General features: G+C 61.6%; 17 protein-coding genes. 11 read left to right on the top strand and 6 right to left on the bottom strand.

Annotated elements, in window-relative coordinates:
* Positions 1-3 precede the first annotated feature (3 nt).
* The 3 genes from ACZ46K_RS28010 to ACZ46K_RS28000 all read left to right on the top strand — a co-directional run bounded on the left by ACZ46K_RS28010 (position 4) and on the right by ACZ46K_RS28000 (position 2,631).
* Positions 4-288, top strand: coding sequence for a hypothetical protein (locus ACZ46K_RS28010; protein ID WP_464745979.1), 285 nt, complete (start codon positions 4-6; stop codon positions 286-288).
* A complete protein-coding gene (locus ACZ46K_RS28005; RefSeq protein ID WP_464745977.1) occupies positions 272-2,275 on the top strand; it encodes a molybdopterin-containing oxidoreductase family protein in 2,004 nt (667 codons plus the stop codon). Before ACZ46K_RS28010 ends, ACZ46K_RS28005 begins: the two co-directional genes overlap by 17 nt.
* 71 nt (positions 2,276-2,346) lie before the next feature.
* Complete coding sequence (locus tag ACZ46K_RS28000) at positions 2,347-2,631, top strand: RNA-dependent RNA polymerase family protein (RefSeq protein WP_054805472.1); 285 nt, start codon at positions 2,347-2,349, stop codon at positions 2,629-2,631.
* 117 nt (positions 2,632-2,748) lie between these two features.
* Here ACZ46K_RS28000 and ACZ46K_RS27995 read toward each other — a convergent pair whose 3' ends face one another.
* The 5 genes from ACZ46K_RS27995 to ACZ46K_RS27975 all read right to left on the bottom strand — a co-directional run bounded on the left by ACZ46K_RS27995 (position 2,749) and on the right by ACZ46K_RS27975 (position 7,812).
* On the bottom strand, positions 2,749-3,138 hold the full coding sequence (locus tag ACZ46K_RS27995) for an SDR family NAD(P)-dependent oxidoreductase (protein ID WP_054805473.1): 390 nt from the start codon (positions 3,136-3,138) through the stop codon (positions 2,749-2,751).
* Between the two features lie 6 nt (positions 3,139-3,144).
* A complete protein-coding gene (locus tag ACZ46K_RS27990; RefSeq protein ID WP_464745975.1) occupies positions 3,145-3,948 on the bottom strand; it encodes a sugar phosphate isomerase/epimerase family protein in 804 nt (267 codons plus the stop codon).
* Positions 3,949-4,015: 67 nt separating this feature from the next.
* Positions 4,016-5,593, bottom strand: a complete 1,578-nt coding sequence (locus ACZ46K_RS27985) for an ABC transporter substrate-binding protein (RefSeq protein ID WP_464745973.1) — start codon at positions 5,591-5,593, stop codon at positions 4,016-4,018.
* A 169-nt stretch (positions 5,594-5,762) separates the two neighbouring features.
* A complete protein-coding gene (locus ACZ46K_RS27980; protein ID WP_054805477.1) occupies positions 5,763-6,965 on the bottom strand; it encodes a cytochrome P450 in 1,203 nt (400 codons plus the stop codon).
* A 34-nt stretch (positions 6,966-6,999) separates the two neighbouring features.
* Positions 7,000-7,812 carry a mycofactocin-coupled SDR family oxidoreductase gene (locus tag ACZ46K_RS27975; protein ID WP_054809787.1) on the bottom strand — a complete coding sequence of 271 codons (813 nt, stop codon included), beginning with the start codon at positions 7,810-7,812 and terminating at the stop codon, positions 7,000-7,002.
* 227 nt (positions 7,813-8,039) lie between these two features.
* Between ACZ46K_RS27975 and ACZ46K_RS27970 the strand changes: the two genes are divergently transcribed.
* Positions 8,040-8,867 carry an enoyl-CoA hydratase/isomerase family protein gene (locus ACZ46K_RS27970; RefSeq protein ID WP_054805478.1) on the top strand — a complete coding sequence of 276 codons (828 nt, stop codon included), beginning with the start codon at positions 8,040-8,042 and terminating at the stop codon, positions 8,865-8,867.
* Positions 8,868-8,879: 12 nt separating this feature from the next.
* Here ACZ46K_RS27970 and ACZ46K_RS27965 read toward each other — a convergent pair whose 3' ends face one another.
* The gene (locus ACZ46K_RS27965; protein WP_464745971.1) at positions 8,880-9,599 is read right to left on the bottom strand and encodes a TetR/AcrR family transcriptional regulator; all 720 of its coding nucleotides are present in this window, start codon (positions 9,597-9,599) and stop codon (positions 8,880-8,882) included.
* Between the two features lie 228 nt (positions 9,600-9,827).
* On the opposite strand from ACZ46K_RS27965, the gene ACZ46K_RS27960 reads away from it, so the two are divergent.
* The 7 genes from ACZ46K_RS27960 to ACZ46K_RS27930 all read left to right on the top strand — a co-directional run bounded on the left by ACZ46K_RS27960 (position 9,828) and on the right by ACZ46K_RS27930 (position 15,754).
* A complete protein-coding gene (locus tag ACZ46K_RS27960) occupies positions 9,828-10,013 on the top strand; it encodes a ferredoxin (protein WP_054804842.1) in 186 nt (61 codons plus the stop codon).
* A 19-nt stretch (positions 10,014-10,032) separates the two neighbouring features.
* Positions 10,033-11,376 carry an FAD-dependent oxidoreductase gene (locus ACZ46K_RS27955; protein ID WP_464745969.1) on the top strand — a complete coding sequence of 448 codons (1,344 nt, stop codon included), beginning with the start codon at positions 10,033-10,035 and terminating at the stop codon, positions 11,374-11,376.
* 16 nt (positions 11,377-11,392) lie between these two features.
* Positions 11,393-11,710, top strand: coding sequence for a ferredoxin (gene fdxA / locus ACZ46K_RS27950; RefSeq protein ID WP_464745967.1), 318 nt, complete (start codon positions 11,393-11,395; stop codon positions 11,708-11,710).
* A 158-nt stretch (positions 11,711-11,868) separates the two neighbouring features.
* A complete protein-coding gene (locus ACZ46K_RS27945) occupies positions 11,869-12,276 on the top strand; it encodes a limonene-1,2-epoxide hydrolase family protein (protein ID WP_464745965.1) in 408 nt (135 codons plus the stop codon).
* A gap of 212 nt (positions 12,277-12,488) precedes the next feature.
* On the top strand, positions 12,489-13,331 hold the full coding sequence (locus tag ACZ46K_RS27940; RefSeq protein ID WP_054804835.1) for an NAD(P)-dependent oxidoreductase: 843 nt from the start codon (positions 12,489-12,491) through the stop codon (positions 13,329-13,331).
* Positions 13,332-13,390: 59 nt separating this feature from the next.
* Positions 13,391-14,251, top strand: coding sequence for a mycofactocin-coupled SDR family oxidoreductase (locus ACZ46K_RS27935; RefSeq protein WP_054804834.1), 861 nt, complete (start codon positions 13,391-13,393; stop codon positions 14,249-14,251).
* Positions 14,252-14,284: 33 nt separating this feature from the next.
* Positions 14,285-15,754 (top strand): aldehyde dehydrogenase family protein, encoded by a 1,470-nt coding sequence (locus tag ACZ46K_RS27930; RefSeq protein ID WP_054804833.1) that lies wholly within the window; start codon positions 14,285-14,287, stop codon positions 15,752-15,754.
* Positions 15,755-15,778: the final 24 nt, after the last annotated feature.

Below are 15,778 nucleotides of genomic sequence, written 5' to 3'. Positions count from 1 at the left end.
CACATGTATCACACCGCCGGTGATCGTCGCCGACGCCGACTACGGGGAAGGGCGGTGTTGCTGGACGCAGTCACCGCACGCACACACGGTGCGGACGCAGCGCCGACGAACGAAGATTGTTGCGCCCATCCGGAATATACCTTGTGGAGGAATCTCATGGCTCTGAAAAAGTCGTTCTGCCGCTTGTGCCAGGCGATGTGCGGAACGATGGTGGACGTTCGCGACAACCGTGTATCGAAGGTGCTCGGAGACCGGACCCATCCTGTCTCGAGTGGATACTCCTGCTAAGGGACGTAAAGGCGGCGACCTGATGTACGCCCCAGGACGACTCGCGACATCGCTTCGTCGAAACCGCAACGGCGAATTCGAGCCTGTCCCTGCCTACGAGGCGGCTGCGGAGATCGCGGAACGCCTCGGCGACGTGATCGGCAGCAACGGGCCCGATGCCATCGGTCTGTTCATGGGGACCCAACACAACTTCGCTACCTTGACCGGCCCGATGGTCCGCGGGTGGTTCAGAGGGCTCGGTTCACACAAGTTGTTCTCCACCATGACCATCGATCAGTCGGCCAAATGGATTGTTCGGGAGCGGATGGGGCAATATCTCGGCGGGCGACAGAAGTTCCACGACTCGGACGTCTGGATACTCGCCGGCACGAATCCGCTTGTGTCGGTGAACGGGGGCGATGGTGACGGAGCGTTGATGGCGAACCCCTCGGCGTCCTTGAGGGCAGCCAGAGATCGTGGACTCGAGTTGATCGTCATTGATCCGCGGAGGACCGAGACGGCATCGAGAGCCGATCTACACCTTCAAACGCGTCCCGGCTTCGATGCCGTCATTTTTGCGGGAATCTTGAACGTCATCCTCACTGAGGAGTTGCACGATCGGGAGTTCTGCGACCGCTATGTCGACGGGCTCGACGAGCTTGCGAAAGCGGTCTCCGGTGTCACACCGGATCTCGTCGAGCGGGTGTGTGACGTCCCCTCCGCGGACCTCGTCACTGCAGCAAGGATGTTCGGCCGCGCATCGAGTGGGATGGTGTCGACCGGAACCGGGGTATGTATGGGCCCGGATTCCAATGTGGCGGAACATCTTGCCGCGTGCCTCAACGCGGTCTGCGGCCGATTCGCTCGCGAAGGCGACAGTGTCGAAGACCGGTCTGCGCTGTCACGCTCAGTCACACCGCGCGCGGAAGTCGCCCCGCCCGGACGTAGTTGGGAGTCCGGATTTCACAGCCGCGTAGGCGGAGTGGGCACCCTCAACGGACAACTGCCCTCGGGAATTCTGGCCGACGAAATTCTACAGCCGGGCGTCGACCAGGTTCGCGCGCTTCTCGTCTCCGGGGGTAACCCGGCGAGCGCTCTGCCGGACAAAGACAAAACGTTGCGGGCGTTGCGATCTCTCGATCTTCTGGTATGTGTCGACACACACATGTCCGAGACTGCACAGCTCGCCGACTATGTCATCGCTCCCACGACAATGTACGAACGTGCCGATCACACTGCTGCGATGGAGGCGTCTTTCACCACGCCGTACGCCCAGTACACCCCGCCGCTGGTGGATCCGCCACCCGGAGTAATCGAGGACTGGCAGTTCTGGTTCCGTCTCGCCACGGAGATGCACATCGACGTGAAGTTCGCCGGTCGCGTCCTCGACCCTGGCATGACACCAACCTCCGACGAACTGCTCGCGATGCTTGCAGAACGTGGTCGGGTCCCTCTGGCCGACGTCGTTGCTGCCGGCGGCGGACTCCGCCCACCACCACGATCCTCGACCGTGTTGCCGCCCTCTCCCGATGCAGCCGAGAACAGGCTCCAATTGTTTCCACAGGGGGTTGCGCATGAACTCGAAGTAGCGTTGAGCAGATCCGGTGCCGTCGTCGACGAGTTCTCACTGAGACTTGTGGTCCGGCGTGAACGTGAGCTGATGAACTCCGTGGGCCGGGGTATACCCGGGCTTGCGCGTCGCACCTTCAACCCTGCCTTCGTCCATCCCGCCGATCTTCGGCAACGCGGTATTTCTGAGGACGACGCAGTAATCATCCGGTCTCGTCACGGTTCAATCCAGGCTGTCGCGGTTCCGGACGAGACGGTGCGGCGGGGCATCGTGTCTATGACGCATTGTTACGGATCGTTGGATTCGGATGCCGATCCCCACGACCACGGTAGCAACGTCGCAGCACTGTTGACGTGCGATACGAACGTCCAAACGATCAATCACATGCCGACGATGACCGCGGTCCCGGTCACGTTCGATGCCGTCAGCGACATCTGAATATCAGTTCTGGCGCACCTTCGGTTGCGCTACGGGTCTTCCTGAAGGATAGATTGTTTCGGCCGTTTCCGATGCGGGGCATCGAGGCGTGCTTCGATCGGATCGAGCACGTCGCCTTGATGGAGGGCAATCGGGCATATCGTCGCCGCAAGGGGTCACCGACGTGGCGACTGGTCCGCGGCTCCGACAACTTCGCCGTCCTCGTTCATGGGACCGAGGACAACACCAGTGCGGTGCGCGAACAGGTCGACGAGGTCGTGGCATCTACGGGTCTGCGGCTCTCGCCGGAGAAAACCCGGGTGCGGCACCTCAAGCCCTGCACGCCTTTCCGATTCTCAGACACCGAGACGCGTTGACCGTGCTCACGGCGGCCCCGACGCCGACGGTGAGACAGAGACTCACGCTTGATCGACTCGCGCTGCGTGGCCCGACCATTGGTGTCCAGGAAGAAGCATGCCGTGCAGGTCACTCCATTACTGCAGCCAGTCGTTGCGCTTCCAGAGTAGTACCCGTATAGGAATCAGCACCCGGTGACATGATGATCCAAGCCACGGCCGCTGCGACGACGTCCGGTGACGCCGCCTTGAGATGTCGTGCCCCATGTCCTCGGAAATGACCATGTTGCGTTCCGTGGCGACAAAACCCGGCTCCACGTTGAAAGCTCTGGTCCCGCAGTCTGCGAACTCGACGTGAAGCGTCGGGACCAGCCAGTGACCGGATGCCTTGCCCACCGCATACGCGTGCGCCCATCCGCCCTTCCCTGCAGCAGCGGACGGCGACATTGTTGCTGCGCTGGAGGTGATGTTCACTATTGTCCCGTGACCGCGATCAAGCATCCCGGGAAGCAGGATCTTGGTGTCCACGAGTTTCTAGGTCGGCAGGCTCGAAAGCAGTCGGTCGAGCCGTTCGACTGCTCGTCGCGCCGCAGGAATCAGACCTTCTGGATAGTAATCTTTGCTCGGAGTGACCTCGATGTCGTACACGCCCTTGTATCCGGCATTTTCGACCTTGCTGATCAACGAGGTGAGCGGAATTATTCCGTCTCCAAGATTCGCTTTGACCTGGCTGCCGTCTCGGAAGATGCCGTCGCCCACCTGAACAAGTGAGATCCGGTCGTTGTCCTCGGAAAGAAATGAGTCCAGCCGGGGATCTTGCCAGGCGTGAAAGAGATCCAGACACATCCGAAGGTTTGTGGCGTTCATCAGATCTTGGGCCTCGGCAATGGAGGTCGCGAATGACACCCATGCGAAGCTGGGCAAGGTCGGTTCGAGTGACATGTGGATGCCCTTGTGCTGGGCATAATCGACGATGGGCTCGATGAAGTCGACGAATGCAGCAACCGATGTGTCGCGCTGCTCGATGAGAGGGCCGGTCACCGAGTACACCGCGGTCGCCTTCAGTTCGGCGGCAGCGTCGATTGTGGTGCAGAATTCCTGCCTCATGTCTGTCCACGTGCCCCTGTCCCCCAGCGATTTGGGGAACGGTGCGATCAACGCTGCGGCGGATATGTCCGAGTCATCGATAAGTTGTAATGCCCTTACCCAACCGTGGTTTGCCAGCAGCGTTCCCGGGACAGTCGTCCTCTTCACCCCCAGTTCGGCCAGTGCATTCAGTGTCTCCGGGAGGGTGAACGTGGGGAAGTTGAGACAACTCAGAGAAATCCTGTCGTGCACTGTGATCCTTACGTTTTTCTAGATCGGTGGTCACTCGATGCACATCAGCGCAGGCATTACCCGGGTCTCATTTGGCGATGCCCAGGTAGCGAACGTCGAAGATGCTCTGGAAGTGGGAGATTCCCATCGTGTCGAGGCCGATCACCTTGTCGGTGGCTGCGAACTGGCCCGGGACGGCGTAGATGAACACGTCGAACGCATCCGCAGTGACGATCGACGTCGCTTGACCGACCACCTGTGCGCGCTCCTCGTCGCTCAGGGTTGGATCGTAAGAGCGCTCGACAGCGTCGATGAACTCGGTTGGCGGCGTGCCCGGGAAGCTCCTCGGGTTGAGGTAATTGCGAGCGAGCGCCATGGTGGGCGTTGCCTGGCCGACTCGGGGCTGGATGAATCCGTCATACTGACCCGATGCGTAGTCCACAACTGAAGCTACAGAGTCGCCTTGGTGGAATTCGACCTCGACGCCGACTTCTCTGAACTGCGCCTGCACGGCCGAGGCGATACCTTCCTGAAGTGTGAGTCCGTTCGGTACGGCTATCCGGAACGATGGATTCCCGATGCCGGACTCGGCGAGGAGTTGGCGCGCGCGGTCGGGATCGTAGGAGTACTCGATCGGTGGTTCAGCAAGATGACCAGGCTGGCCTTCACCGAAGAGCTGTGTGGCAGGGACGCACTGACCGGAAGTGAGGGACTTGCTGATCCCTTCGCGATCGACGGCAAAGTTCAGTGCTTGACGTACTTTTTCGTTGTCGATTCCAGGACGTGAGGTGTTGAGATAGATCGAGTATGTGTTGGCGACCGGGTAGGAGACGAATTGGTAACCGGTACCGAGCCGGCTGGCCTGGTCGTAGCCGGTGACCATCGTGTAGGAAATGTCGAGCTGCCCGGACTTGAGTGCGTTCAATCGCGCGTTGTCGTCTGTCATTCCCTGGATGGTGATCGTTTTTGCGAGTTGAGCGTCCTTGTCCCAGTAATTGTCTCGTCGCTCGTAGGTGACGGCATCGCCGAGCTTCACCGATGTCGCGACATACGGCCCTGAGCCCACTGGTGCGACATCGAGGTCTGGATTGTCGAGTGCAGCCGGGGAGACCAGGGAGCCGGCAGCGCCGGAGAGGACGTAGGGAAGGTCTGCAGCGGGACGGTTGGTGTTGATCCGGACATGCTGTGGATCGACAGCTTCCACCGATTCGACCATGGACAGGTACCCCGACACCGTGGATCCTGGTCCGATCGCGCGCTTGAAATTGGCTACAACAGCCTCCGCGTCCAGACTTTGGCCGTCGACGAAAGTAACGTCGTCGCGTAGAGCGAAGGTGATCGACATTCCGTCCGGGGCGAATTCCCAATCAGTGGCGATCATCGGCTCCAGGCTGGCATTCTCACCGTCGGACTTCAGCTGGGTCAACCTGTCGTACACAGGAGTCAGGTAGGAATAGGCGCCAACATCGGATTGCACACGGTGCGGATCCAGCGGTGACGGTGGAATGACATAGCCCACGCGTAGGTGTCCGTCGGGGTCGGCAGTAGTGACGTCCGGCTCGTCGGTGTCGCCACTGTCGGAGGTACCACCCCCACATGCCGTGAGGGCAAGGCTCAGCGCGATGGTAACCGCCGCGAGCGATCGCTTCCGAAGTCGTATTTTCATGTTGGTGGCTCCTGGGGATCGTCCGGGTCGGCCGGTCGGGGGTTCGCGAGAGCCCGACGGGCTCATGGACCGAATTGTGATTGCGGGTATGGGTATGCCGCATGCCGTGCAGGCTCTCGGATGGCGCCTTCGGAGAAAGTGTGTCGAGGTCGCCACCATGACTGTGTCATCAGTTGTCCCAGAGAAGGGTGATGTCTTTGTTCGGTCCGAGTTGGCCACCCGATTCGGTGGGCGCCGAATCGGGATCGAGCCGGTATACCGGAATACGCTTGTGCCATTCCTCGAGTGCGATCTTCAGCTCACGCCGGGCCAGGTGTGAGCCGAGGCAGCGGTGAGGACCGGCACCGAAGCCGATGTGGTTGTTCGGCGTGCGGGTGATCTCGACGGTTTTCGCATCCTCGAACACAGCGTCGTCCCGTGTAGCGGCGTTGAGCGGGACAGCGACCATGGAGCCTGCTTTGACAGGACACCCGCCGATCTCCGTATCTACGGCTGCCTTCCGGGCCGGGATGACGATCGCGTAAGCGCGGATGAACTCCTCGATCGCCGCAGGAATCAGCGAAGGATCCTCGACGATCCGCGTGCGGTCTTCCGGATGCGACGCGAGGTGCATGAAGCTCAGACCCAAGGTCGCCGAAACGGTGTCCAAGCCGGCCATGAACATGAGAAGACAGAAGTTCTGCATGTCTTCGTCCGACACAGGCGTCCCGTCGACCTCGAAGGTCAACGCCGCACTGATGAGATCTTCGCCGGGAGATTCGCGCCGCGCCTCGATGACCCCGCTGAAATACTCGATCACCGAGGCCATCGCGATGCCGCGACGACGGGATGCCTCCTCGCCCGAGCCCGCGACGTGGAGGATCTCGTGTTCCCACTCCATGAATTGGGGGAGGTCGTCGATCGGAAGTCCCATCAGGTCGAGAAAGATCGAAGTCGGGTACTGGAAGGCGAATTCGTTCATGAAGTCGCACGATCCGGTGCCTTTGGCGAGGATCCCTTCCACGAGTTCAACGGCCCGGCGGCGAACCTTGTCCTCCATCTGTGCGACGGCCTTCGGCGAGAAGCGCGGACCGAGTTGTCGACGCCACTGAAGGTGCTCATCACCGTCCAGCATCTCGGGGATCCACTTGTAAGTGGGATTCGGGTCGAACACGGTGACCGCTCGGTTCGAGAACGTGTCGGGATTCTGGAGAACCGCCAGCATCTCCTCGTGCCGGGTGACGACGTAGTAGCCGGTCGCGAACTCGTTCCAGATGACAGGCGCTTCATCTCGAAGTCGGTCGTATGTCGCGATTTTCTCGCCCGCGGGCAGTTCCTCGAGGGGATTGAAGTTGTGAACGGGGCACTTGCTCGTCGGTTCGGTCGTGGTCATCGTTGTTCCTTCGGCTGCGAGGACATGGTCAGGGTCAGAACTGGGTTACGCCTGCGTCCACGGCAAACTCGTGTGCGGTGACGAATTTGCTCTCGTCGGAGGCGAGGAAGAGCACGGCGTCGGCGACATCCTCGGGTTCGGTGGAGTCAACCGGAAGCAGGTTGGTGAACATGGCGCCCAGACGCGGGTTGGCTTCCACACTCCGTCCGATCAGCGTCTTGATGTCGCCTGTTCCCATCGGCGTGTTCACGCCTGTGGGGTGAACACTGTTGACACGGATCTTGTCCTTGGCCATCTCGGCCGCGAACGCCTTGGCCATTCCCCGCACCGCGAATTTGCTGGTCGTGTAATGCACCATGAACGGCTGGACCTTCAGGCCGGCAGCCGAGCTGATGAGCACGATCGAACCGCCTCCCGAGTCGGCCACGTGTGGTGCCGCGGCCATCACTGTGTTCCATGTGCCGGTCACGTTGATGTCCAACGTGTTGGCGAACATCTCGGGTGTTACTTCTTTCCATGGGGCGGGTGAACAGATACCGGCGTTGGCGACGACGATGTCCAGCCGTCCGAAGTCCGCTACGGCTGCATCGACGAAGACCTGCATCGAGCCCAGATCGCGGACGTCGCATTCGGAGACACGAATTCGACGCCCCTGTGCTTCGACAAGACGGGCGGTCTCCTTCAGGTCTTGCGGTAGAGCGGAATCGTAGGAGACATCGGGCAGTGGCGCGCACAGGTCGAGAGCCACGATGTCGGCGCCCTCGGCCGCGAGACGAACAGCGTGAGCTCGGCCCTGGCCGCGCGCAGCGCCGGTGATGAAGGCAACTTTGCCATCCAGTTTTCCCACGAGGTTCTCCTGTCGAGGATGTCGCCGAAGCCATGCGACACGGATCGGGTGATGTGAACGAGAATGCCGGCATCCGGGCGCCCGGAACTCCCTCATCGAGGGAGAGGTTCACTAGTCATACTATGTGTTGCGGGTCACGGTAACCTGAAAGATCTGATCCGTAAAGTCCGAAATTCATTCGCGCGAGGGGTATCCCGCGCCCTCTGCGTGCCGGCCCAAGGAAATCCATGACAGATCTGCCCGCTGCATCAGTGCCCACCGCTCCTCAGGGAGACTGGTTGGGTTCTCCCTATCTGCGGTTCTCCCGGGACGGATCGTTTGCCCACCTCGTGGTGGATAGGCCCGAGGCGCGCAACGCCCTCACGAATGCGATGTACTTCGGAATCCGCTATGCCTCCAAGCGCGTCGACTCCGAGACCGAGCTGGACGGCCTGCTCATTACCGGGACCGGCGACGTGTTCATTCCCGGCGGGGACCTCGGTCGCCGGACACCCGACAGCTGGATGGACTTCTCCGTGCTGGGTGGCGACGCCCTACCCTTCGACACCCTTCGGCAGAGCGTCAAGCCGGTGGTGTGCGCAGTCAACGGAATCTGCCAGGGCGGTGGATTCATGATCGCGTTGTGCTCGGACGTGGCCGTTGCTGCAGAGAGTGCGACATTCCGGGTTCCGGAACTGTTCCGGGGTATTGCCGATCTGTACTACGCCCAGATGCTCCCACGAATCGTAGGACCGATCCGAACCCGAGATCTGATGTTCACGGGTCGGACTCTCACTGCACGCGAGGCCGTTGATTGGGGACTGATCGCACGTGTCGTTCCAGATGAGGAGCTACTCGACACTGCGACGGAGGTGCTGCGCCAGTGTGCGACGACGGCCCCTGACGCGCGGCTGCAGACCAAGCGCGTGCTCGACGCACATATGGGCCTGTATGACCGGATCGGGATGGCCGCAAGTATCCGTGGGCCCGAATTCGTGGAGGGTTGGCAGGCATTCTCGGAACGCCGTGCCCCGGAGTGGGTTTCGCCGGACCTCCGGAGACCGGGACGGCTGTAGAGCGAGGCCCGGTCAGTCGGTGCGGCTCTGACCCGCTGCGAGGCGCGTCCGCAGTCGGGCTGCTGCGTCGCCGGCGGCCACGATCGCGTCGGCGGCGGCCGTCAGGGCTTCGTCCAGTTCCCGGCCTGGTGTCTTCGTATTCACCGAAGAAGGCGGGATCGGTTGCGGGCGGAGGGCTGGGGCGACGAACGTCCGGAACCGGTGCCGGGCTGCCTTCTCTGACCGGTCCGGGTACTCGGCGGCCAGGTACGTCTGCTCGATGATGAAATCGGTCATCTCGGCGATCGCTATGTCAGTGCGGACCAGGCCAGCCGCTTGACCTGCAGCAAGGACCGGAGCGTTGAGTTCCGAGGTGACCGAGTGGATGTCCTGATGGCGAACGGAGGCCGCGCGCTGGGCCATCAGGGCGACGATCACCGGGTCTCGTGGGAGTTCGCGAGTGGTGTACACCATGGCGTCTTCCATCTTCGCGAAGATGTTGCGCTGAGTCTCCATGATTTCCCGCACCCGAGCGATGTGCTGGCGGGAGCGAAGCAGGCCCACCTGAACGATCATCTCCGAGGAGCCGCCGAGCTGTCGAAATGCCGTGGCTCGTGAGACTCCGGCGCGCTCTGCGACCGAGGCCATCGAGACGGAGACTGTGCCCTGCGTGCGCATCTCCTCGTCGGCGGCCCGCACCAGCCTTGCGCGCACACTGTCATCTTCGCTGGAGTGCTGGAGCAGGGAGGCCATAGAGCAACTCTATCGTGTCCCCTATGGGCCCTGTACTGGGCTTTTCTGTCTTAAGAACCCAACTTGTATAAAGATGTGATCCAAGTCTCGACATTGAAGCTTTCACTTGCTACTATTGCCGCATCGAGTCTCATGGTTTGCGACAATTGCGTGGCAAAGTCTCGAATCGGATTCGTCACTCCACAGATTTCGCTCTTCATGCTGCTTCAGCCCCATGAAAGGAACGCGATGAAGATCAATGTCGACACCCATAAGTGCTCCGGCCACGCCCGCTGTTTCGACGCTGCCCCGGATGTGTTCGATCTCGACGACTCGGGCTACGCACTGCCCGTCACGCAGGGGTTCGATGAACTTCCGGGGGCGGTGCGAGCAGCGGTTGCTGCTTGCCCAGAGCGTGCGATCACCGTCGAATAACACACGCGTGGAAACAAGGATGACTACAGGACGTGCGCGACTGCGCATCGCGGTCGTGGGAGCCGGACCTGCGGGACTCTACACAGCGGACCAACTGACGTTCGGCAGCGAAAATGATGCCACAGTCGATCTTTTCGAGCGTCTTCCGGTTCCGTTCGGGCTCCTCCGGTATGGGGTGGCGCCGGACCATCCGACGATCAAGTCTTCGGCGACGACCTTTCAGGAGATCCTGGATCGACCGGCGGTGAAGCTCTACTGCAACGTCGAGATCGGCCGCGATCTCACCGTTGGCGAGCTGCGGGACTGGTATGACGCGGTTGTCTATGCCACCGGAGCCGATACGGACAGGCGGCTGGGCATCGGTGGGGAAGACCTACCTGGAAGTATCTCGGCGACCGAGTTCGTCAAGTGGTACAACGCCCATCCCGAAGCCGAATCCTGCGACCTGTCGCGGGTGCGTACCGCGGTGGTGATCGGGGCCGGCAACGTTGCCCTCGACGTCGCACGAATTCTGCTCAAGCGTCCGGAAAGTCTGCATGGCACCGACATCCCCACAGGCGTGATGAATGCCCTGGAGACCAGTGCAGTGACCGATGTGCACCTTGTGGCGCGCCGCGGCCCCGAGCACGCCAAGTTCACGACCAAGGAACTCCGCGAATTCAATGAGTTGCCCGGAGTCGATGTGCTGGTCGATGGTCGACAGGTTCCGGAGGCTGACCCGGACGGTATCAGCGCCGTCACCCGCCGGAATCTCGGTGTACTGCGAAGTTGGGCCCGTCTCGGCGCTACCGGAGCGCCCCGGCGGTTGCACTTTCACTTCGCCAGCCGCCCCACCCGAGTGGTGGGGGAGACAACTGTCCGTGCGGTCCACTTGGAGTCGACGGCGCAGTCGCTCGCTGCCGACCTCGTGGTTCGCGCGATCGGCTATCGATCGCGACCGTTACCCGGCGTACCGTACGACGAATCCACCGGCACGATTCCCCATCGCGACCACCGTGTGCAACGGAACGGCAGCGACAGTCCCGGTGAGTACGCTGTCGGATGGGCGAAGCGGGGGCCGTCGGGGACTCTCGGAACCAACCGCGGAGACGCCGCGGACACAGTTGAAGCCATTATCGCAGACAGACTTCCAAGTCATATTGAGATAGCCGGGCCCGCAGTGGATGACGTGCTGGCTCAACGGGGGATCTGCGTTCTGGACAAGGATTCGTGGGCTGGCATTCGTAAGGCCGAGGAAGAACTCGGTGCCGCATCCGGACGCGAGAGGGTGAAGATCGCCCGCTGGGATGAACTTGTTGCGGCCGGTCGGACGCCAGCGCTCTCGCGGTATCCGGACCGGTCGCACGTGTCGATATCTGTCTAGATCGAAAGGCGGGGTCATGCCCTACGTCATCACCGAAGCGTGCATCGACCTGATGGATCGGTCGTGCGTGCGCGAATGCCCGGTGGACTGTATCTACGAGGGCGAGCGTCAGTTGTACGTCAACCCGTTGGAGTGTATCGATTGTGGAGCGTGCGAGCCTGCGTGCCCGCACGAAGCGATCCTGCACGAAGCGGATCTTTCGCCCGATCAAGAGGCCGCAACCATTCGGCAAACCGAGTTGTTCGACGTACTCGGAAAGCTTGGGGGCGCGCGCAGGTACGGGAAGCTCGGACATGACCATCCTGATGTCGCAACAATGCCTCAGCGTAAATGATGGCACCGCATCGATAGGTGGCGTTCGAAACTGGTATCTGTATCCGATTGGTGTTCAGTGTGTTTGGTATCGAATGAACCGTTGAACGGTCCGGGATGTGATCAGTGATGCCTACATTCACCCTGGATGTAGGTTCCAATCCGATGAAGGAGAAAGTCATGAGTGAAGCCGTTCGACTGGTCCGTGAATTCTGCGATCTCATGGAGACCAGAGATGCGGAGAAGCTCCGCTCCTTTCTGGCGGATGACGCGGTATATCAGAACGTCGGTATGCCGGCATCGTTCGGTGTCGATGATATCGTCACCAATCTTGCGGGACAGTTCGGTATGTTTCCGGACTCGTACGCTTATGAGACGATCAACATCGTCGGCGATGGCGACGTTGTCATGACGGAACGCCTTGACCTGATCGGCACTCCTTCGGGTGTGAAGGGAGTGCCGGTGATGGGTACATTCGTCCTTCGCGATGGCAAGATCATCCGCTGGACCGATTACTTCGACATCTCGTTGCCGAAGAAGCTGATGACCGGTGAAGACGTCGAGTCACTGATCCCCGCAAAGTACTGAGCTAGAACCTTCTCTCGAAAACGCGCCGGGATGAGGAAGCAGCGCTCGCACCGAAGAGATCTGCGCATCCAGCATGGCGAGTTATGCGCGCTCAGAAGACACCACTACACAAGGTAATTCAGAATGTTCGATTCTCAGGCATCTGGACCTCGTGACCCTAGCCGTAGTGAGCATGACTTGCCGACCACCTCGCACACCCACGGAGAGAACCAATGAACGACAGACTCATCGGATTCATCGGCACCGGCCAGATCGGTGAGCCGATGGTCGAGCGACTACTGAGGGCCGGGCGTCGCGTCTCGGTGCTCGCCCGCCGACCGGAAGTTCGCGATCGGCTCGCTGCGGCCGGCGCTACGATGGTCAACCATCCGAGCGAACTGGCCGACGTCGATGTCCTCGCCGCGTGCCTGTTCGACGATGACCAGATCAGGGAAGTATGTGTACCGGTCGTCGAGCAACTTCGGCCCGGTGCCGTGTTCGTCTCGCACACCACTGGAAGTCCGAAATTCATTAGGTCCCTGGGTGTCTCTACTACTGCAGGGGGCGTTGGTGTCGTGGATGCATCATTCAGCGGTACCGCGGAGGGAATCAGGCGCGGGGAGCTCACCGTGATGCTCGGTGGGGACGACGACCATGTCTCTGTCGCCGCGCAGGTCGTCGGGGATTACGCCGACCGTATTCTGCGTACAGGCCCGCTCGGCAGTGCGTTGTCGGTGAAGCTGCTCAACAACGTGCTTTTCGCCGCGTGCACCCAACTGACTCTCACCGCAATCGACGCGGCGACGTCCCTGGGAATCGATGAAGACGATTTCCTCGGGGTCCTTGCCACCACCAGCGGAGGAAGCGCCGCGGCAGGTTACCTGGCTGCGGCGCCGATTCCGGCGGCCGAGTTTGCAAAGCACCTCCCACATTTTCTTGCCAAAGATGTTGCAGCGGCACACGCCGCTGCAGCCGACCTCGACCTCGACATCGACGATTTGGTGGCTGCCACCCGGCTCGGTCCGATGGAGCTGCACTCGCTGGATCCGGCCGGGGCGGTCATCGCGCAGCCGTGACAGGCCGCCGATCTCACTGCTTCAACCTCACCTCTCACCCCCTCGATAAAGGACACCTCATGGGACGTGTACAAGACAAAGTTGTCTTCATCACCGGAGCCGCCCGCGGTCAGGGCCGTTCGCACGCCGTTCGGCTCGCACACGAAGGTGCGAATATCATCGGCGTCGATATCTGCGAGGACGTCAAGACCAACGACTACGCCATGGCGACTCCCGAGGATCTCGCGGAGACGGTACGACTGGTCGAAGCCGCGGGCGGACGCATGATCAGTACGATCGCCGACGTTCGTGATCGGCAGGCGCTCCGGAAGGCAGTGGAGCAGGGAATCGCGGAGTTCGGCAGGCTCGACGGCGTGGTGGCCAATGCAGGAATCTGTCCACTCGGCTCAGATGATCCGCAGGCATTCATCGATGCATTCGCGGTGGACTTCAACGGTGTCGTCAACGCCATCGAGGCGGCACTTCCGCACGTCAGCGAAGGTGGCTCGATCGTCGCCACCGGCAGCTTGGCGGCAATGATGACCGCCACCGGCGAGAACCCTGCGTATGGCACCGGTGGGGCAGGTTACGGGCTGGCCAAGCGGATGGTCGCCTCATTCATCAACGATCTCGCTGTCGTATTGGGACCCAAGGGGATCAGAGCCAATGCAGTGCATCCGACGAACTGCAACACCAACATGTTGCACAGCGAGATCATGTACCGGCAGTTCCGTCCCGACCTCGAACACCCGAAGCGTGAGGACGCGGAACCGGGCTTCGCCACGATGAGCCCCATGAATGTCCCGTTCGTCGAACCCGAGGACATTTCGGAAATGGTGCTGTTCCTCCTGTCCGACGCATCACGTTACGTGAGCGGTATGCAGATGCGCGTCGACGCCGGGAGCTACGTCAAACTGCGCCCGCAGCCGCCGCAGTTCTGACCCTCTCCTCGACAACACACTTCGGAGTACACCGTGGCACAGACTATTTCCAAGCTCTACATCGACGGCGTCTGGGTCGACAGCGAGAGTAGAACAATCATCGACGTCGTCAATCCGGCGACCGAAGAGGTCATCGGACGAGTCCCGCAGGCCACCGTCGGCGAGGTGACCCGCGCGATCGAGGCAGCTCGGCGCGCCTTCGACGAGGGGCCGTGGCCGACCATGGCCCCGCACGAACGGGCGCAGGTGCTGGTGCGGATGGCCGACGCGATGGACAAGCGCCGCGCCGAGCTTGTCGATCTGAACATTGCCGAAGCGGGCTCGACCCGAGCGCTGGCCGAGTATCTGCAGGTCGGCATCCCGATCGCCCATCTGCGCGACATGGCCGAGCGCATCCTCCCGTCGTTCCAATTCCAGCGTGGTGTGTTGCCGACTATCGGGCAGGGCATCGGGCAGGGCGTCGTGGTCCGTGAGCCGGCGGGCGTGGCAGTACTCATCTCTGCGTACAACTTCCCGCTGTTCCTCAACATGATGAAGCTCGCTCCGGCGCTGGCGGCCGGTTGCACCGTAGTGCTCAAGCCTGCGCCGACCACGCCGCTCGAGGCGTTCGTCCTCGGCGAGATCGCCGAGGAGGCAGGACTTCCGGCCGGCGTACTCAATATCGTGACCGGAGATATCGACGCGGGGCATGAACTGACCACCAACCCGAAGGTCGATCTGGTGAGCTTCACCGGTTCCGACACCGTGGGCCGGCTGGTGTACGAGCAGGCCGCACCCAGCCTCAAGAAGGTAGTCCTCGAACTGGGTGGAAAGTCGGCGAACATCATCTGTGAGGACGCAGACCTGGCGAAGGTCGCCGAGTCCGTCGTAGGTAACTTGGTCACGCACGCCGGCCAGGGGTGTTCGCTGCTCATGCGCACGCTCGTGCACCGCTCCCGCTACGACGAGGTCGTCGCAGCGGTCACGGCTGGGCTTGCCAACATCAAGGTTGGTGACCCAGTGGAGCCGGGCACGATGATGGGGCCTCTCATCAGCGAAGCGCAGCGCAGCAAGGTCGAGGCACTTATCGCTACGGGTGTTGAGCAGGGCGCGAAGATAGCGTTCGGTGGCGGCCGTCCCGAGGGTGTGGACAAGGGTTTCTTCGTCGAACCCACGCTGTTCGTCGACGTCGACAACTCGATGGACATCGCTCAGAAGGAGTTCTTCGGACCGGTCGGCGTCATCATCCCGTTCGACGATGACGACCATGCAGTGCGTTTGGCCAACGACAGCGACTTCGGGCTTGCCGGCAGTGTGTTCTCTGCGGATCCCGTGCGGGCCTTCGGCATCGCGAAGCGTATCCGTGCCGGAATGGTCGGAATCAACGGAGGTGGCGGTGGCGTGACGCCGCACGTTCCGTTCGGTGGCTACAAACAGTCCGGCCTGGGAAGGGAGTGGGGCGAGGCAGGACTCGACGAATACCTGCAGACCAAGTCCATCACCTGGAGTGCCGCGCAAGGCTGACGCAGCCCCGAAGACCCTGAAATT

It is taken from the genome of Rhodococcus sp. JCM 9793, assembly GCF_055380405.1.
This window is presented reverse-complemented; position numbering and strand designations above follow the sequence as displayed.